The 16,621-nt window shown below is 55.9% G+C and carries 13 protein-coding genes and 5 pseudogenes; 10 read left to right on the top strand and 8 right to left on the bottom strand.

Features of this window, described 5'->3' with window-relative positions:
- Nucleotides 1-288: 288 nt before the first annotated feature.
- The 4 genes and pseudogenes from RGW60_RS08015 to RGW60_RS08000 all read right to left on the bottom strand — a co-directional run.
- A pseudogene (locus tag RGW60_RS08015) lies at nucleotides 289-912 on the bottom strand (MBL fold metallo-hydrolase); the annotation flags it as partial.
- Between the two features lie 321 nt (nucleotides 913-1,233).
- Nucleotides 1,234-1,542: pseudogene (locus tag RGW60_RS08010) on the bottom strand (Tn3 family transposase); the annotation flags it as partial.
- Nucleotides 1,515-1,637, bottom strand: a complete 123-nt coding sequence (locus RGW60_RS08005; protein WP_322203616.1) for a hypothetical protein — start codon at nucleotides 1,635-1,637, stop codon at nucleotides 1,515-1,517. The pseudogene RGW60_RS08010 and the gene RGW60_RS08005, both read right to left, overlap by 28 nt.
- 3 nt (nucleotides 1,638-1,640) lie before the next feature.
- Nucleotides 1,641-2,202, bottom strand: a pseudogene (locus RGW60_RS08000) (recombinase family protein).
- A gap of 328 nt (nucleotides 2,203-2,530) precedes the next feature.
- Between RGW60_RS08000 and RGW60_RS07995 the strand changes: the two are divergent.
- Both RGW60_RS07995 and RGW60_RS07990 read left to right on the top strand, forming a co-directional pair.
- The gene (locus tag RGW60_RS07995) at nucleotides 2,531-2,803 is read left to right on the top strand and encodes a CopG family ribbon-helix-helix protein (RefSeq protein WP_015060662.1); all 273 of its coding nucleotides are present in this window, start codon (nucleotides 2,531-2,533) and stop codon (nucleotides 2,801-2,803) included.
- On the top strand, nucleotides 2,803-3,078 hold the full coding sequence (locus tag RGW60_RS07990; protein WP_322203602.1) for a type II toxin-antitoxin system RelE/ParE family toxin: 276 nt from the start codon (nucleotides 2,803-2,805) through the stop codon (nucleotides 3,076-3,078). The genes RGW60_RS07995 and RGW60_RS07990 overlap by 1 nt, the downstream gene beginning before the upstream one ends.
- Before the next feature lie 495 nt (nucleotides 3,079-3,573).
- On the opposite strand, the gene RGW60_RS07985 is transcribed toward RGW60_RS07990, so the two are convergent.
- Together RGW60_RS07985 and RGW60_RS07980 are read right to left on the bottom strand one after the other, a co-directional pair.
- On the bottom strand, nucleotides 3,574-4,257 hold the full coding sequence (locus RGW60_RS07985) for an RES family NAD+ phosphorylase (RefSeq protein ID WP_322203601.1): 684 nt from the start codon (nucleotides 4,255-4,257) through the stop codon (nucleotides 3,574-3,576).
- A complete protein-coding gene (locus tag RGW60_RS07980) occupies nucleotides 4,254-4,661 on the bottom strand; it encodes an MbcA/ParS/Xre antitoxin family protein (protein WP_322203599.1) in 408 nt (135 codons plus the stop codon). The genes RGW60_RS07985 and RGW60_RS07980 overlap by 4 nt, the downstream gene beginning before the upstream one ends.
- 244 nt (nucleotides 4,662-4,905) lie before the next feature.
- Between RGW60_RS07980 and RGW60_RS07975 the strand changes: the two genes are divergently transcribed.
- Nucleotides 4,906-7,608 carry an autotransporter outer membrane beta-barrel domain-containing protein gene (locus tag RGW60_RS07975; protein ID WP_322203597.1) on the top strand — a complete coding sequence of 901 codons (2,703 nt, stop codon included), beginning with the start codon at nucleotides 4,906-4,908 and terminating at the stop codon, nucleotides 7,606-7,608.
- 122 nt (nucleotides 7,609-7,730) lie between these two features.
- Nucleotides 7,731-8,297 carry a TetR/AcrR family transcriptional regulator gene (locus tag RGW60_RS07970; protein ID WP_322203595.1) on the top strand — a complete coding sequence of 189 codons (567 nt, stop codon included), beginning with the start codon at nucleotides 7,731-7,733 and terminating at the stop codon, nucleotides 8,295-8,297.
- Here RGW60_RS07970 and RGW60_RS07965 read toward each other — a convergent pair.
- A pseudogene (locus tag RGW60_RS07965) lies at nucleotides 8,298-9,057 on the bottom strand (MFS transporter).
- Between RGW60_RS07965 and RGW60_RS07960 the strand changes: the two are divergent.
- Nucleotides 9,035-9,502 (top strand): annotated as a pseudogene (locus tag RGW60_RS07960) (methyl-accepting chemotaxis protein); the annotation flags it as partial. The pseudogenes RGW60_RS07965 and RGW60_RS07960 overlap by 23 nt on opposite strands.
- A gap of 15 nt (nucleotides 9,503-9,517) precedes the next feature.
- On the opposite strand, the gene RGW60_RS07955 reads toward RGW60_RS07960, so the two are convergent.
- On the bottom strand, nucleotides 9,518-10,126 hold the full coding sequence (locus RGW60_RS07955) for an FMN-dependent NADH-azoreductase (protein WP_322203593.1): 609 nt from the start codon (nucleotides 10,124-10,126) through the stop codon (nucleotides 9,518-9,520).
- A gap of 297 nt (nucleotides 10,127-10,423) precedes the next feature.
- On the opposite strand from RGW60_RS07955, the gene RGW60_RS07950 reads away from it, so the two are divergent.
- The 5 genes from RGW60_RS07950 to RGW60_RS07930 all read left to right on the top strand — a co-directional run bounded on the left by RGW60_RS07950 (nucleotide 10,424) and on the right by RGW60_RS07930 (nucleotide 16,620).
- On the top strand, nucleotides 10,424-11,779 hold the full coding sequence (locus RGW60_RS07950; protein ID WP_322203591.1) for a carbohydrate porin: 1,356 nt from the start codon (nucleotides 10,424-10,426) through the stop codon (nucleotides 11,777-11,779).
- Nucleotides 11,780-11,968: 189 nt separating this feature from the next.
- The gene (locus RGW60_RS07945) at nucleotides 11,969-13,510 is read left to right on the top strand and encodes a sugar ABC transporter ATP-binding protein (protein WP_322203589.1); all 1,542 of its coding nucleotides are present in this window, start codon (nucleotides 11,969-11,971) and stop codon (nucleotides 13,508-13,510) included.
- Between the two features lie 153 nt (nucleotides 13,511-13,663).
- Nucleotides 13,664-14,572 (top strand): ABC transporter permease subunit, encoded by a 909-nt coding sequence (locus RGW60_RS07940; protein WP_322206868.1) that lies wholly within the window; start codon nucleotides 13,664-13,666, stop codon nucleotides 14,570-14,572.
- A gap of 54 nt (nucleotides 14,573-14,626) precedes the next feature.
- Nucleotides 14,627-15,559, top strand: coding sequence for an ABC transporter substrate-binding protein (locus tag RGW60_RS07935; RefSeq protein WP_407074097.1), 933 nt, complete (start codon nucleotides 14,627-14,629; stop codon nucleotides 15,557-15,559).
- Nucleotides 15,560-15,618: 59 nt separating this feature from the next.
- Nucleotides 15,619-16,620: a LacI family DNA-binding transcriptional regulator gene (locus tag RGW60_RS07930; RefSeq protein ID WP_322203585.1), complete on the top strand. Its 1,002-nt coding sequence runs from the start codon at nucleotides 15,619-15,621 to the stop codon at nucleotides 16,618-16,620.
- Nucleotide 16,621: the final 1 nt, after the last annotated feature.

Genomic DNA, 16,621 nt, shown 5'->3' with positions numbered 1-16,621 from the left:
TGTCTCGCTGGTGATAATTGCTGATTTTCCAAGGGCGTTAATAGGGATTTTCAGGTACTGAATGCCGTTTGCTTCTGGTTCCGGCAGATGGCCGCTGCGCATGTTGACCTGCACCGATGGCAGGATCAAAACCGGCATCTCCAGCGTGGCATCGCGTGCCTCCCGCATCTTCACGAAGTCGTCTTCAGCGATGCCTTCTCCGACGTGGATATTGTTAGAGCGCTGATCTGCCACAGTGGTCATGAACGCGATGGGCCTGCCGTTAGGGCAGTAGTCATGGCACATTAAAATGCGTGTGTCGGAGGGTAATGTGAGAATTTTTTTGATCGAGCGAAACAACGTTCTAGCATCTCCCTCCGGGAAGTCGCAGCGAGCGGTGCCGTAGTCGGGCATGAATAAGGTGTCACCGACGAAGGCTAGCGAGCTGCCTTCGCTTTGAACAAGGTAGGTCATGCAGGCAGGCGTGTGCCCTGGTGTATGCATCGCTCTCGCGTCGAGCGTTCCGATCGTGAAGGTGTCGTCGTCATTGAGCAGTACGTCAAATTGGCTGCCGTCGTGTTTGAAGCCTTCACCCGAATTGAACAGCTCGCCAAATACCTGCTGAACCCGCTTGATGTGACTGCCAATGGTGATTTTTCCGCCCAGCTTGTCTTTCAAGTAGGTCGCTGCGGAAAGGTGATCTGCATGCACATGGGTCTCCAGTATCCACTCCACTGAAGCGCCCAGTTCAAGCACGCGCGCCATCAAGCGGTCCGCCGCTTGGGTATTTGTGTGACCCGACTTTGGGTCGTAACCTAGAACGCTGTCGACTAACGCACAGCGTAGTGTTGACCGATCAACCAGCAAGTAGCTGAAGGTAGAGGTTGTTTCATCTAGAAATTCTTCTAGAAGGATCTTCTCACCAATAATCATGTGCATCTCCGAAGGCGTGATGTCAGCACAGGCCGACAGTCTGGAATTTGCGTCTGATTGACTGCGTTGCTTTTGCCACTATGCCACTTGGTCGGTATCTTAGCGCGGCAGTGAGCAGTGAGCAGTGAGAGTCGACGTCGCGAATGAGATTGGTTACTGTCCGCATCAACTTGTTCCACGCCAGATTCCATTTTGACTTCGCCGATGCCCACATCCTCTAACGACCCTGCCATCACCCGATCCTGCTGCAGGCGTTGCATGAATCGATGCGATGCTCCGTCGCCTGTCCGACAAGGCTAGGCACGCTTTCCTGTTGGGGTGCTTGCGGCTCTGCCGCCAGACATAATCGCCGGTCAGGTTGACGTGTTCCCAGCCCAACGGCGACAGGCATTGAAACAGGTCGGTGTTCACCGGCTTTCCGGCGTCAGTCAGCCCTTGGGTTGCCCGCTCCAGATAGACCGTGTTCCATAGCACAATGGCGGAGGTCACCAGGTTCAGGCTGCTGGCCCGATAGCGTTGCTGCTCGAAGCTCCGATCCCTGATTTCACCGAAACGGTTGAAGAACACCGCCCTGGCCAAGGCATTGCGAGCCTCTTCCTTGTTCAAACCTGCATGCACGCGACGACGCATTTGAAGGTGTAGTAGCGGATCAGGTCGTCCTGGCTTTCCGGCAGCGCAAGCAGCGTGTCGCGCTCAGAGGCCGAGAGTATCGAGCGACGGGACATGTATCAGTCATCCATGCGTAGGTACTGGTAGAGGGTTTCCCTACTTATACCGAACTCACGGGCTAATTGGGCTTTCGGCTCGCCGGCAGCGACCCGTTGACGGACTGCGACGGTCTGTTCGTCAGACAGAGCTTTCTTGCGGCCCCGGTAAGCGCCACGTTGCTTGGCCAGGGCGATTCCCTCGCGCTGTCGCTCGCGAATTAGCGCTCGCTCGAACTCGGCGAAGGCTCCCATGACCGATAACATCAGGTTGGCCATGGGTGAGTCCTCGCCGGTAAACGTCAGGCTCTCCTTAAGAAACTCGATACGCACACCGCGCTTGGTCAGCTTTTTGTACCAAGCGCCGAAGGTCATCTAGGTTGCGCGCCAAGCGATCCATGCTGTGAACCACAACGGTGTCACCCTCGCGAACGAAGCCGAGCATGGCCTCCAGTTGCGGACGCTGGGTATCCTTGCCAGAGGCTTTGTCGGTGAACAGCTTGTTCACCTCGGTTTGTTCCAGTTGGCGTTCCGGGTTTTGGTCGTAACTGCTGACCCGGACATAGCCGATACGTTGTCCCTGCAAGGTTCCTCCCTAGATTGGTGGTTACTGGCCGGAGGCGGTATTCGCCGATTTTAGGCTACGCAGTGCGAGGCCGTGACCGTTGAGAGCCATCGATGGCAATGCCATAAAAAGCCCTCTTTCTCTTCAGCGTGCGTTTGAAGACCATTGTCCAGCAGGGTTTCAGGGCTTCAAGTGTCAATTTTTTTGAAAAAGCACTCTAATCTGACATGGTTGCATAACTCAATCTGACATCAGGTTAGGGTATAGCCCAACCTGACAACAAGCTTGACGACGCGTGATTATTCACTATGATTTAGGTTGAATCGAAATAAATCAGGATTAACCACATATGGCAACCACCGCCAAAACCCGATCCGTCACAGCTCACGTTCCGGTGCAACTGGCGGAAAAAGTCGATTTGATGGCTGAGCGTCTGGAGCGCTCCAAGAACTGGATCGTCAAGCAAGCTCTGTCCGCTTGGATAGACCAAGAAGAAGAGCGTAGTCGCCTGACCCGTGAGGCTTTGGCTGATGTTGACGCTGGACGCGTTATTGACCACCAAGCCGTCCAGGCCTGGGCTGACAGTCTCAGCACCGACACTCCGTTGCCGGTGCCGCGCTGATGGAATTGAAGTGGACAAGCAAGGCGCTTTCCGACATTACCCGGCTATACGAGTTTCTGGCCTCGGTGAATCAACCTGCTGCCGCACGAGCAGTGCAGGAACTCACCACCGCACCTACCACGCTGCTGACCAATCCGCGCATTGGAGAACGCCTGGAGGAATTCGAGCCAAGGGACGTACGCCGAATTCAGATCGGCCAATACGAGATGCGTTACGAGATCGCGGATTCCACTATCTACCTGCTGCGCCTGTGGCACACCCGCGAAGACCGATAGAGGAACGGAACACATCAACTGGCGGGCCTACGACTGATCGAAAAACCTTAGCGTACGATTTTTTCCGAATTCTGTAGGCTCCCCCTGTTGGCTCAGGTGTATGGCAACACGTACCGGGAAATTGCTGAATAGATCGGGGTGTCCGAGCGCAGGGGTCAAGAAGTACATGGCCCAAGCGATGTTCCAGTGCCTGCTGCTTGAAGCGGGGCTGACGCCATGAGCCCCGTCGGCGAATTTCCCGCGCTGAGCAGCCTGCGGGTGATCTTCACCAGCGGCCGGCGGGTCGACCATTCGACGCTGTATTTTCTTGACCCCCGTACCGACCGCATCAGCGGTTCACGCGATGTCGCGGCGCTCAAGCTCGACGGCCCGATCATGCTGGGAACGGTAATTTCATCGTGCCTACATGGACTTCACCCCGCCTTCAGCCCGCAAGGCCGACCCGGTGTTTCATCCAAATACCTTCACCGTAATGACCTTCAAAGCGCAGACGCCTTAAATCACTGGAGTAATTTCAAAAAAGCAACCGATTTTTTGGCTTTTGGCATCCCGCACGTAACGAATATGTTTGCCTTGCACCGGAATTGACACCGCTGTTGGGCGAAACGCTGCAATGCATTCATGGCCAGTGGCGCGGACGCTGTTGTACAAAATCCCCCAGGATTTTGCTTCACGCAGCTTTTTCGCGAACGCTTGTGCAATCCCATAGTGGGCGGGGTCGGGGTCATGCAAGTGGCCGAAATCAGCACGAATGTCGTGCATCGGCTTCACCACTTTATTGACGTAGGTGCGCATGGTCAGTTCAACGTCAGGCTCTTGGGTGGCGGCAAGAAATCGTTCCTGATGAAAGCTTGTTTCTGCGATGGCGGCGGTCTGGCTGTTGGCGGCGTAATAAATGCCAAACGTCCCGTCGGTAAACCGGCTGACCCTGCCAATGTGAGTAAAAGCTGCCATCACCGGTGTAGAACCAGGGCCTGACACACAATCTTCCGGGCTAACCCGACTGATGACGCCCGCTTGTTCAGCCAATCGATCATTGGTGAGGGATTCCAAAGCGTAGGCCACCTGCAATTCTGACGGGTCCAGAATGTCTTCGAACAGGGTGATCGGCGGGAACGAGCTGCTGATGATTCGATAGGCGTTGTCCCACGCGGGTATCTCTTGTTTCGGCAGGATCATCCGCGTACCCCATCCAGATAACGGCGCACATCTGCAATATCAACAACGCGACCGGCCAGCATGTACTTAAGCGCCGTTTGACCATTAAACGGCGCGGCAGTGTTGGGGCTGCTGACCCAGGCGTACACCCGATCATGGTTGTTGCTGAAAATAATGCTCAGTGCCTTGTGAATTCCCATCAGGTACGAGATCCGCTCCAAGGTGTCATGGGGCAGTCGAACACTGGGCAGGCGTTTGTATTTATAAAAAGTGGTGGTGCTGATCGAACCCAATAGCGCTCGCTGCTGATCCGCCGAACAACCCCAATGCTCCATCAGACCGAAGAAGAATTTCAAGGCCACCCGGCCCGCCTCCGGTGTGTCTACGCTGTGAACGGCGGGGTGGACGGTGCTTGCGTTTGCCATGGCCAACGCTCCTTGACGGTGGGTAATGGGTTGTCAGTTTAGTGCGCATGCGCAATAAATCAATGAATAGATGCGCATGTTATGTGCTCGGGGCCGGAAGTTGCGATATTTCAAGGGTGCGACTAGGGTCAATAGAACCCAAGGATCGGGTTGGCTTAAAGAAGCCTCTCCCGCTAACCGTTGAAGATAAAGGAGGGTACTTACGGCGAAGTTCAAGTGTAAGTGCCCGGTTAGGAGAACAGGGATGCTTACCTTTAACCAAGTCTTGCGGTCTGCTAAATACACCGCAGTGTCGGTGCATGGGCCGGTTCTGTTAGTAGGGTCCGCGACCTTAGTGTGCGCGATCAGTCTAACGGGGGTGGCAAAGGCGGACTGTACGTTAATTGCATCGGCAGGCAACGACGTCTATAGCTGCAGCAGCGGTTCCAGTAATGGACTGACCGATTTGTCGGGCGCTAACAGTTTGGCATTTCCCGTTGGCGGTACGGGCACCGTTAATGGAAACATCATTTTTGGCCCGCAGAATGATGTCATTCAAATGGACTCGGGAAAAATCCTCGGCTCCGTTGATCAAGGGGATGGCGCCAACGTATTTAAAATAAGCGCCGGAACCGTGAGTGGTGGCGTTTCACAGGGCAGCGGTGTTGATAATTTTCAAATGACCGGGGGCACTATTGCATCGCTGACCCAGGGCAACAGTCGCGATGTTTTTTTGATGACCGGAGGCACCATCGTCGGCGGTTTTGATGATGGTGATATCGCCAAGATGACCGGTGGCACTATCGGCCGCGTCAACATGAAGCTGGACGACAACCTCTTTGATATGTCGGGCGGCACTATCTTGGGTAACTTGGTGACGGGCTTTGGCGATGACACGATTATTGTGTCCGGCGGCACCATCGGCGGCAATATCAGCGTCAGTGGCGGCGACGACCGTATTACCGTTACCGGCGGTGTTATAAACGGTGAAATACGCGCCGGTACCGGTAATGACGGGTTTATTTGGAACGCCGGAGGTTTGATCAAGTCGTCTATTTTGATGGGGGACGGTAATGACACGGCGCTTATTAGTCATTTGACCGAAGACACGTTGTCTCTAACACCCTCGGTGGACGGCGGACTGGGTAAGGACACCTTGACCTTTGACAACAGCTCATCTGCTGGTGCCGCCCGGTACATCGGATGGGAGTCAGTCAACCTCACCAATAACAGCCGGTTTAACTTGGTCGGGGATTTCTTTCTGGGTGACAGTTCCAGTGGCACCGGCAGTTTCACTATCGACAGCACCAGCGCATTGCAGGTGACCAATGGAGCGGTCAGGCCCTACACCTCCGGGCAACTTACGACCCTGACCAACGCTGGTGTTATTGACATGACCAGCGCAAGTTCGAGTGCTGCGGATACGCTGTCGGTGTATGGCAACTATGTCGGCCGTGGCGGGCAATTGCTACTTCAAACAGTGTTAGGCGACGACAGCTCTGCCAGCGACAAGTTAATCGTCTCCCAAGGTGCAATCAGTGGAAATACCCAAGTAGGGATTTCTAACCTCGGCGGTCAAGGTGCCTTGACCCTTCAAAACGGTATCGAGGTCGTGCAGGCGCAAAACGGTGCGACCAGCAGCGCCGATGCGTTTGCACTGAAGAACTCGGTGTCAGCCGGTGCCTATCAATATTATTTGTTCAAAGGCGGCGTTACTGCGGGCTCCGAGAACAACTGGTACCTGCGCTCTTCTGTTATCGCAATCGCCCCTCGGGCTGCGCCGCCAGCCGCGCCGCCGGTGATTATCCGGCCACCATCTGCACCGCCCTTAGCACCCGCAGCGCCTATCGTTGCGGCGGACGAGCCGCCAGTAGAACCACCGACTGCCGCACCCGTGGCGCCCGCTGATCCGCCATCGACAGTTCCTGCTGACTCCCCAGCCGACGCTTCACCGACACCGGCAGCCACCACGCCAGCGCTGCCTGCTGCCGTGGCGGGGGCGGCGCCGATTCCGCTGTTCAGGTTGGAAGTCCCGGTCTATTCGGTGGTTGTCCCGGCCGCGCAAACCCTGATGCTCAACGCCCTGGGTACATTTCACGATCGTCAGGGGGATCAAAGCCTGCTGACCGAAACCGGTCTCGCGTCTGCAGGATGGGGGCGCTTCTATAACAACGACTTCAAGAAAAGCTGGTCTGGAACCGTATCACCCAGCCTTGATGGCTCTCTGGATGGCTTCCAGATCGGGAATGACCTTTTCTCATCCGAAATAAGTGAAGGACGCTATCAACGCTTTGGTTTTTTTGTGGGGCAAACCCACCTCCGCGGCAGCGTAAAAGGATTTGCCGAAGGCTTTCAGGGGCGCCAAGCGGGTCAGACCAAGCTCGATGGCGATAATGTCGGGCTTTATTGGACCCTGTCGGACCGATCAGGCTGGTATGTGGACGCGGTGGCCATGGCCACTCGTTTAGACGGAAACAGTCAGTCGGACAGAGGGGTGAAGCTCGATACCCACGGCCACGGGCTGACGTTTTCTCTGGAAGGTGGCTACCCGGTAGCGCTGTCCGATCACTGGAGTGTTGAGCCGCAAGCGCAGTTGATCAGTCAGCACATTAGCCTCGACGATCAAAACGACGGAATTTCCGAGGTTTCATTTGATTCCCAGAACTACACCACCGGGCGTTTGGGTGTGCGTTTGAATGGGCGCTATCGGGTCAGCAATACGCCGGTCGAACCTTATCTGCGTGCCAACGTATGGCGGACATTTGGCGGCTCGGATACGGTGACCTACGACGACGTGGACCGGATAAAAACTCAGCATAAAGCCTCTTCCGCCGATGTCGGCATGGGAGTTGTGGCGCAGCTATCGCCGACGGTCGCGGTTTACCTGGGCGCTGACTATGACGCCAACCTGGACAGCAACGACCTGAAAGGCATCAGTGGCAACGTTGGGATTCGTATGACCTGGTGAAGGATTTGCCAACGACTCTAGGCAGGATAATTTTTACGGCGGCACTGTTCTACCTTTCACTAGATAGATAGAATGCCGAGCAACGTATTCTTATCAGGTCTTTGTCAGTAGGGAGTTTCTTAATGACAACCTCAAGTACCAAAGAAACCATCCTGGGCATCGCCCGCGCCAGGGTGCAAGCCCTCGGCTATAACGCGCTGAGCTTTCGCGAGATCGCGAAGGAAGTCGGAATCAAAAGCGCCAGCATTCACCATCACTTCCCCACCAAGGGCGATTTGGGGGCTGCGCTCGCACGGCGGTATACGGAAGATGGGGTCAAATACCTGACAGGTTTGTCTGAGCAGTCCCAAGATCCGCGCTTCTTGATAAACGGCTACACCGCTATTTTTCGCTCGGCACTGGTCAACGACAATCGCATGTGCCTGTGCGGGATCATGGCCGCCGAGTATCAGGACCTGCCCCTTGAAGTGAGAACCGAAGTGGATGCGTTCACTGAAGCGAACGTTAACTGGCTGGTAACCGTGCTGTCCCTGCTACAGGGTGATGCCCCGTTAAAAACGTTGCAGCAAAAGGCACTGGCTATCTATTCGGCCGTTGAAGGCGCTCAACTGGTGTCGCGAGGCCGCAATGACATCGCGGCGTTCGACGAGACAATCGAAGTTTACCGAGCGGCGGGGCTGTTGCCCTAGTCATCGGGCGACCCTGGAAGCGCTCAGGTCGACAGTACTGGACCGATCTGACTGGCGAAGGGTTTCCGGGATCGCCCACCACAGTAAAACAAACGCGACGCTGGCTATTGCGGCCAGCGTCAGAAACGCCGCGCTGTAGCCCGCCTGTTGAACCACCAGCCCAGCGAGGCTGTTACTCAGCGCTGCGCCGAAACCGAACACCGTAGACAGGGCGCCGAGGCTTACATTGAATCGGCCAGTGCGGTGTGTCAGGTCCTTCACCACCAACGGAAACAGCGCACCAAATAACCCGGCACCAACCCCGTCCAGCATTTGGATGGCGACCAGCCAATAGGGGTCATCGGACAGGGTGTAAAGCACCCCACGCAAGGGCAGGATCAAGAATCCGGCAAGCAACAGCGGCTTTCGTCCCCACTGATCGGCCTTGGTCCCGACAAGCCAGGCGGCAGGAACCATGACCAGTTGCGCGGCGACAATGCAGGCCGCGCTCAACGGGGTAGCCATTTGCAAATTGACCAGCGACAGTTTTTGGCTCACCAACGGCAACATGGCCGCGTTTACCACATATGCCGTCGATCATCGCACCCGCCGGCGCTTGTGTGATCAACGCAGCAATTCCCGCCAGGGTCATGACCACGCCGATGCTGGCCGGGTCCCAGTGATGAACCGCTAGCAGATAAATGGCCAGATAAGGTCCAAGCCCGTCGCGGACATCGGCCAGAAAAAATTGAGCGCGTCTGCTGGTGCTAAACGCCGCTATTGAAGCTGCGAGGGCGGGTGATCAGGGTACGGGATTCGCGGTCGTTGCCGATGAGGTACGGGCTTTGGCTCACCGTACTCAACAATCAACTCTGGAAATCGAACAAATCGTTAGGGGCGTCCAGGAGGGATCGGAACACGCCGTTTCATCAATGACTCTGACCAGCACTGAAGCCGACAAAACCTTATTGATCGCCCACGAAGCGGGTGCCGCACTGGTTGAAATCGCCGCCGCTATCGTAAACATTGCCGAGCGAAACATGCTGATCGCCACCGCCTCGGAGCAACAAGCGCAAGTGGCTAGGTCGGTGGACAAGAACCTGATCAGTATTCGTGACCTGTCTGCCGAGTCGTCAACGGCAGCCGAGCAAACGTCAACGGCAAGCCACAAACTGTCACGGCTCGCCACTGAGTTGAACGGTCTGGTGATGAAATTTACCGTTTGAGTTGAGCGTCTGGTATCAAATCGTTGAAGCCAGTGCCACGGCTTCTGCTTTGGCGGCGTTTCGGCCCTGAGTATCAACCTCTGGGCCATACAGGGTTTTTTCGACAATGACCGTGTGTTGTTCGTCGATGCCGACCATCTCTGACCAACTGGCCATATAGGACACTTGGTGCTCCGTACGGTCCAGTTGTGCGCCGCGTGCCGCGATAACCAACATCTTGCGACCGTTTAGCAAACCGTTCAGGCCTCGGTCATCAAACGTGAACAACAGGTCTTTCTGACTGACCACATCGATCAGGTGCTTGAGCCGGTAGGGAATGCCGAAGTTCCACATGGGCACGCTGAATACAATCACGTCCGCACGTTTGAAACGTTCAGCCAGCGCTTCTATTTCCGTCCAGACCTGCCGCTCGGCCGGGGTCCGTTCGCGACCCTCAATGCCCGCGTACTTGGCGCCCAACGCCTCGCCATCAAATTCCGGTAACGCGGTATTCCACACGTCGAGAGTGTCAACTGTGGCCCCCGAGTGCTTACTTTTCCAGGCGTCGATAAATGCATGGGCGATTTCAATCGATGCTGAACGTTGCTTGCGTGGCGAACTTTCAACATGCAGTAAATGCGGCATGGGTAAATCCCTCGGCGAGTGTTTTTCGGGCTTGAGTGGCCAGTGATAGCAGAAACGCGAGTACTGCGCGGTGCTTTTTTACCGTAGAAAAGCATGATCAGACGATACGCTTTTAGGCCTTGGATAGCGGCGCACAGATAAATGAGAAATATTCCTATTTGAAATATTTGGACTTATCTATACCATGAGCTCGCTTTGATTCTGCTCCGTTCCATTACAGGGGCCGCGCAACCTAGGGAATAGCGACGACAAAGCTCCATATCGTCGTTGTGTCATAGAAAATACAGGAAAAACCATATGCTTCGATCGACCGTCCGCCACGTGCGCCCGCAAGTCTTTGGCGTGCTTATTTCACTGTGTGCCGCATCCAGTTGGACGCTTAGCGCACAAGCACAGGACGCATTCTCAGCCGATTCACAGTGGATGACCGGTGACTGGGGAGGACTGCGCGCCGAGTGGTTGGAAAAAGGTATTGACGTTCAAATGGGCTATACCGGCGAATCAGCTTCGAACCTGCGCGGCGGCTACGACAAGCATCACACTACACGCTATGCCGACCAGTTCACCGTAGGTGCCGCTATCGACCTGCATAAGCTGATGGGGTGGAATGACACTCAATTTATGGTTCAGCTCACCAATCGCAACGGCGACAACCTGAATACCGACAACCTCAACGACCCGCGCGCGGGCAGCTTCTCCGCCACCCAAGAAGTGCAGGGCACCGGTAGCGTGAGTCGCCTCAGCGAGTTGTGGCTGAGTAAGGGCTGGTTCGATACCGCGCTGAATATCAAAGCCGGCCGTTTCGCGTTCAGCGATGAGTTTGGCGTTGAGGATTGCCTATTCCAGAACCTGGCGTTTTGTGGCTCACAGCCAGGTAACTATGTCGATAGCATCTATAACAGCCCGATCAGCCAATGGGCAGCACGAGCTAAATACAAACTGACCGATTCGGCATACGCACAAGTCGGCGTGTTTGACGTCAATCCATCCAACCTACAGAACGACAATGGCTTCAAACTCAATGGCGCGGGCACGACCGGCGCCTTAATACCAGTTGAGTTGGTGTGGGCGCCCACGGTTGATAATCTGCCGGGTGAATACCACGTCGGTTATTACTACAGCACCGCCAAAGCCAGCGATGTTTACAAGGATGCCAACAATCAACCGGCTGCGTTATCCGGTGAAGATTACCGCAGCGATACCAGTCGCCATGGCTGGTGGTTGACCGGTAAGCAGCAACTCACCACGGTGAATGGCGATGTCTCCCGAGGTTTGACCCTCTCGGCCAATGCCAGCTTCTACGACCGCGCTACCACGCCGATCGATAGTTATCAGAAGGTTACGTTGGTTTACAAGGGCCCTTTTGACGCCCGTCCGACTGACACCTTGGGGTTGGGTGTTGCTCGCTTGCACGCCAGCAGCCTGTACCTGCGTAACGCCAAAACAGCAAACGACGTCAGCGGCCTTAATTACGCCGACGCCGCCTATGTGCCAGAGCAACACACTGAGTACAACCTCGAACTCAACTATGGCATTCAAGTCACCCAATGGCTAAACGTCAGGCCTAACGTGCAATACATCGCTCACCCAGGCGGCGTACGCGAAGTGCAGAACGGCGTAGTAGCGGGTCTGCAGGTTCAATCAACCTTCTGATCGGCCCATCTCTGTCGCGGCGAAGTTGTTTGCGAAGGAAACCATAAAAGCGCGCGGCGACCACGCAAGTGCTTGCGCAAGCGCTTGCGTAAATGGATTTATCGACTAGAGTCGACCTCAATCAGGTTGCATCAGGATCAAAGCCTATGCACGCCCACGTAAAAAAATAAAAAATTTGAGGGCGCGCCCATGAGTTTTTCCTCACCCTTACCTCTTCTCGAAATGCGCGGCATCTCCAAAACCTTCAATGGTTTGCGGGTGCTGAAGAGCGTTGATTTGAACGTTTATCCCGGCGAAGTTCACGCATTAATGGGCGAGAATGGCGCAGGCAAATCCACGTTGATGAAGATCCTCTCCGGCGCCTATCAGGCAGACGCCGGGGGCGAGATTCGAATCGACGGCCAACCGGTCTCCAGCTACAACCCACGCACTGCCAAAGCGCATGGCATTGCGGTTATTTACCAAGAGTTGAGCCTGTGTCCGAACCTAAGTGTGGCCGAGAATATCTACCTCGGGCGCGAGCTACGTTCCGGCTTGATAGTCAATCGCAAGGCGATGCTAGCGGGCTGTGTCGAGGTGCTAAACCGACTCGGCGCAGATTTTACGGCGCTGACTAAAGTCAGCACATTGTCGATTGCCGAGCGACAGCTGGTGGAAATCGCCCGCGCGCTGCACGCCGATGCAAAAATTCTGGTCATGGATGAGCCCACCACGCCGCTGTCGTCCCGTGAGACCGACCGTCTATTTGCGCTTATCAAGCAATTACGCAGTCAAGGGCTGGCAATCATCTATATCAGCCACCGTATGGCTGAAATCTATGAGTTGTCGGACCGGGTTTCAGTGCTTCGCGACGGCGAACACGTCGGCATGCTCGAACGCGAAGCCCTGTCAGCCGAGGTGCTGGTGAAGATGATGGTGGGGCGCGACCTGTCTGGTTTCTATAAAAAGGAACACGCGCCGTACGATCCGGGGGCAGTGGTCATGCGTGTTCGCGACATGGCCGATGGCGCACGGGTGCGCGGTTGCAGTTTTGACGTTCACGCCGGTGAAGTGCTGGGCATCGCAGGCTTGGTGGGGGCGGGCCGTACCGAATTGGCCCGCTTGATTTTCGCCGCGAACCCTCGCACATCCGGCACGCTGGAAGTTGCAGGCCAGGCCATTACTCAGTTGCGTGACCCCGCCGATGCGATCCGCGCCGGAGTGGTGTACCTCACCGAGGACCGAAAAGCCCAAGGGTTGTTTCTCGACATGAGTGTCCGCGACAACATCAACGTCTGTGCCTGCGTGCCCGACGCCCATTACGGCGTGCTTGACCTCAATCACGGCATGCAACGCGCCAGCGCTGCCATTCGCTCGCTGTCGATCCGGGTTGGCTCGGGCAAGGTTAACGTCGGCGCCTTGTCGGGTGGCAACCAGCAAAAGGTATTGCTGGCCCGTTTGCTGGAAGTCAAACCCCATGTGCTGATTCTCGACGAACCCACCCGTGGCGTGGATATTGGTTCGAAATCGGAAATCTACCGAATCATCAACGAGCTAGCCAAGGCCGGGGTGGGAATTGTGCTGATTTCCAGTGAATTGCCGGAAATCATCGGCACCTCTGACCGGGTATTGATCATGCGCGAAGGTCAATTAGTGGCTGAGTTGGGCGGCATGTCCGGGCGGGAGATCACTCAAGAAACCATCATTGATTTGGCCACCGGCGCGGCGCAGGTCGCAGACCACGTCGCCTGATCGAATAAAACAAAAATAACCGCCCAAAGTGGAACTGCCATGAATCCAAACACCGAAAAAACCAATGCCATGGGCGTACCTGTCAGCGAAACCCGTGGGACAGTCGCGGGTGGCATCGGCGAGAAAATTCGCGGGCGGCTGAGTACGGTGGGCATGCTGCCGGTGCTGATTCTACTGCTGGCGGGGTTCGCCCTGATGAGCGAAAACTTCTTTACGGTGCAGAACTTGTCGATCATCAGCCAGCAGGCTTCAGTTAATGTGGTGCTGGCGGCGGGCATGACCTTTGTGATCCTAACCGCCGGGATTGATCTGTCAGTCGGTGCCATTCTGGCGGCGTCGGCGGTGGTCGCAATGTTGCTGTCGACATCCCCTCAATTTGGCATGCTGGGGATCGTCGCTGGAGTTGGATTCGGGTTGCTGCTGGGGTTAGTCAACGGTGGACTTATAGCGTTCATGCGGCTACCGCCGTTCATTGTGACGCTTGGCGCCTTGACTGCGATGCGCGGTTTGGCGCGCCTGATGGCTGACGATAAAACTGTGTTCAACCCGGATTTACCGTTCGCCTTTATTGGAAACGATTCAGTGTTGGGCGTGCCGTGGCTGATAATTATTGCGCTGTGCGTGGTTGCACTGTCGTGGTTTATTTTGCGGCGCACGGTCATGGGGGTGCACATTTACTCCGTGGGCGGCAACCCGGAAGCGGCGCGCTTATCTGGGATAAAAGTCTGGAAAGTGCTGTTGTTTGTTTATGCGGTCTCCGGGGCATTGGCGGGTTTAGGGGCAGTGATGACGGCCTCGCGATTGTCGGCGGCCAACGGGTTACAGCTGGGTCAATCCTATGAGCTCGATGCGATTGCGGCGGTGATTCTCGGCGGGACCAGCTTTACCGGCGGGGTCGGCACCATTGGTGGCACGCTGATCGGGGCCTTGATTATCGCGGTGCTGACCAACGGCCTAGTGTTAATGGGCGTGTCCGATATCTGGCAATACATTATCAAAGGCATCGTCATCATCGGCGCAGTCGCACTCGACCGTTATCGTCAGTCGGGCACACGAACCTGATTTTTGTACCTCGAGCGTTATCACAATAATCACAAGAGATAAGCCATGAACTACATGTTGAAGTTTCCTGCCTTTGCTACGTTATTGCTGGCCGCGACCTTGTCCGCAGGTGTCCAGGCTCGGGATCTGAACGCGGTTGGCATAACGGTTGGCTCGTTGGGTAATCCGTATTTTGTCGCGCTGGTGGAGGGTGCCAAGGCAAAGGCCATGGAGATCAATCCGAAAGCCAAAGTGATCGCAGTGTCGGCGGATTACGACCTCAGCAAACAATTTACTCAAATTGATAACTTTATTTCAGCCGGAGTCGATTTGATCCTGTTGAACGCAACGGATCCTTCTGCCATCGAACCCGCCATCCGCAAAGCCCGCAAGGCCGGAATCGTAGTCGTCGCTGTTGACGTTGACGCCAAGGGTGTGGATGCCACTGTGCAGACCGATAACGATTTGGCTGGCCGTTTGGCCTGCCAGTACATCGTCGACAAACTGTCCGGCAAGGGCAACGTGATCATCCAGAATGGGCCGCAGGTGACTGCGGTCACCGACCGAGTTCATGGCTGTAAAACCGTGTTCGCGGCAGCGCCGGGGATCAAGGTCTTGTCTGACGATCAAGACGGCAAGGGCTCGCGGGAAGGTGGTTTGAACGCCATGCAGGGTTATCTGGTGCGTTTCCCTAAAATCGATGGGTTGTTCACGATTAATGACCCGCAGGCCATCGGCAGCGACCTGGCCGCCAAGCAGCTGAAACGCAGCGGCATCATCATCACTTCAGTTGACGGCGCACCGGATATCGAAGGGGCACTGAAGTCCAGCGATTCGTCGATCCAGGCCTCCGCAAGCCAGGATCCGTGGGCCCAGGCCCAGGACGCGGTGACCATCGGTTACGACCTGCTCAACGGCAAGCCACCGGCGGACAAGATCAAACTGCTAGCGCCGACCCTGATTACCCGGGACAACATTGCCTCGTATACCGGTTGGTCCAAGCACTAACAGCTGGGCCTTCCCACAGAAGGCCCATTTAATGTGATGGAAAGGGCGGAGTAATCGCTGTGGTAACGATGGATGATGTAGCGAAACTTGCCAAGGTATCGACATCAACGGTGTCGCACGTGCTCAACGGCACGCGCAAGGTTAGCCCGGTGACGGCGCGTGCGGTGGAGTCGGCGGTTCAGTGCCTCGATTACATCCCTAATACGCTGGCGCGCTCGTTAGCCCGTTCGACCACCAACACCATTGGTGTGGCGATCTCGGCGCTGTCCAACCACTATTTCAGCGAGACGGTGCATGCCATCGAAACCGAGTCGGCCAGGCACGGAATCATGATGTTATTTGTAGACACCCACGATGATCCCGAACAGGAGCTGCGGGTGGTGAAAGCGCTACATCATCGCCGGGTAGACGGCATCTTGCTGGCGCCGTCCATGGACACTAAACACCACCGGACGTTGGCGTATTTGCAGGCCAACGAGATTCCCACAGTGCTGGTGGATAGGTTTGCCGCAAAAGGCTTCGACCAAATGGGCGTAGAAAACAAGCGCTCTTCTCAGGCCTTGGTTGCGCATTTGATTGAACATGGTCATCAACGCATTGCCTGTGTCGCCGGGCGTCGCGGGTTCAGTACCACAGAGGAACGTATTGAAGGCTATCGGGCAGCGTTGAGTGCGGCGGGTTTGCGGTTTGATCCGGCATTACTAGTCAATGGCCAGTCCAGCAGTGAGCCTGCACGGTTGGCCACACGACAATTGCTGACGTTGGCTTCACCGCCCACGGCGATCATGGCAGCTAACAACATGATGACCATCGGCACCATGCATGCCTTGCGTGACGCCGGCATTGCTGTGCCCGAACAGATGGCACTGGTGGGGTTCGACGATTTCGATTGGGCAGATTTTTTTGTGCCGCGCCTGACAGTGATCGCGCAACCGGTGGAGGCGCTGGGTGCACGGGCGGTGAAGTTGCTGCTTAAACGAATCGAATCACCCGAGGGCAAACGACAAACCGTTCGGTTACCCCCTACGTTACGGATTCGGAATTCCTGTGGGTGCCGTTGAA

It is taken from the genome of Pseudomonas sp. AB6, from assembly GCF_034314105.1.
Taxonomy (GTDB): Bacteria; Pseudomonadota; Gammaproteobacteria; order Pseudomonadales; family Pseudomonadaceae; genus Aquipseudomonas.
This window is presented reverse-complemented; position numbering and strand designations above follow the sequence as displayed.

Bases quoted from the DNA above. Each gene is read 5' to 3' on its own strand.
- RGW60_RS08005 (WP_322203616.1), bottom strand. From the start codon at position 1,637: ATGTCCCGTCGCTCGATACTCTCGGCCTCTGAGCGCGACACGCTGCTT.
- RGW60_RS07995 (WP_015060662.1), top strand. From the start codon at position 2,531: ATGGCAACCACCGCCAAAACCCGATCCGTCACAGCTCACGTTCCGGTG.
- RGW60_RS07990 (WP_322203602.1), top strand. From the start codon at position 2,803: ATGGAATTGAAGTGGACAAGCAAGGCGCTTTCCGACATTACCCGGCTA.
- RGW60_RS07985 (WP_322203601.1), bottom strand. From the start codon at position 4,257: ATGATCCTGCCGAAACAAGAGATACCCGCGTGGGACAACGCCTATCGA.
- RGW60_RS07980 (WP_322203599.1), bottom strand. From the start codon at position 4,661: ATGGCAAACGCAAGCACCGTCCACCCCGCCGTTCACAGCGTAGACACA.
- RGW60_RS07975 (WP_322203597.1), top strand. From the start codon at position 4,906: ATGCTTACCTTTAACCAAGTCTTGCGGTCTGCTAAATACACCGCAGTG.
- RGW60_RS07970 (WP_322203595.1), top strand. From the start codon at position 7,731: ATGACAACCTCAAGTACCAAAGAAACCATCCTGGGCATCGCCCGCGCC.
- RGW60_RS07955 (WP_322203593.1), bottom strand. From the start codon at position 10,126: ATGCCGCATTTACTGCATGTTGAAAGTTCGCCACGCAAGCAACGTTCA.
- RGW60_RS07950 (WP_322203591.1), top strand. From the start codon at position 10,424: ATGCTTCGATCGACCGTCCGCCACGTGCGCCCGCAAGTCTTTGGCGTG.
- RGW60_RS07945 (WP_322203589.1), top strand. From the start codon at position 11,969: ATGAGTTTTTCCTCACCCTTACCTCTTCTCGAAATGCGCGGCATCTCC.
- RGW60_RS07940 (WP_322206868.1), top strand. From the start codon at position 13,664: ATGCTGCCGGTGCTGATTCTACTGCTGGCGGGGTTCGCCCTGATGAGC.
- RGW60_RS07935 (WP_407074097.1), top strand. From the start codon at position 14,627: ATGTTGAAGTTTCCTGCCTTTGCTACGTTATTGCTGGCCGCGACCTTG.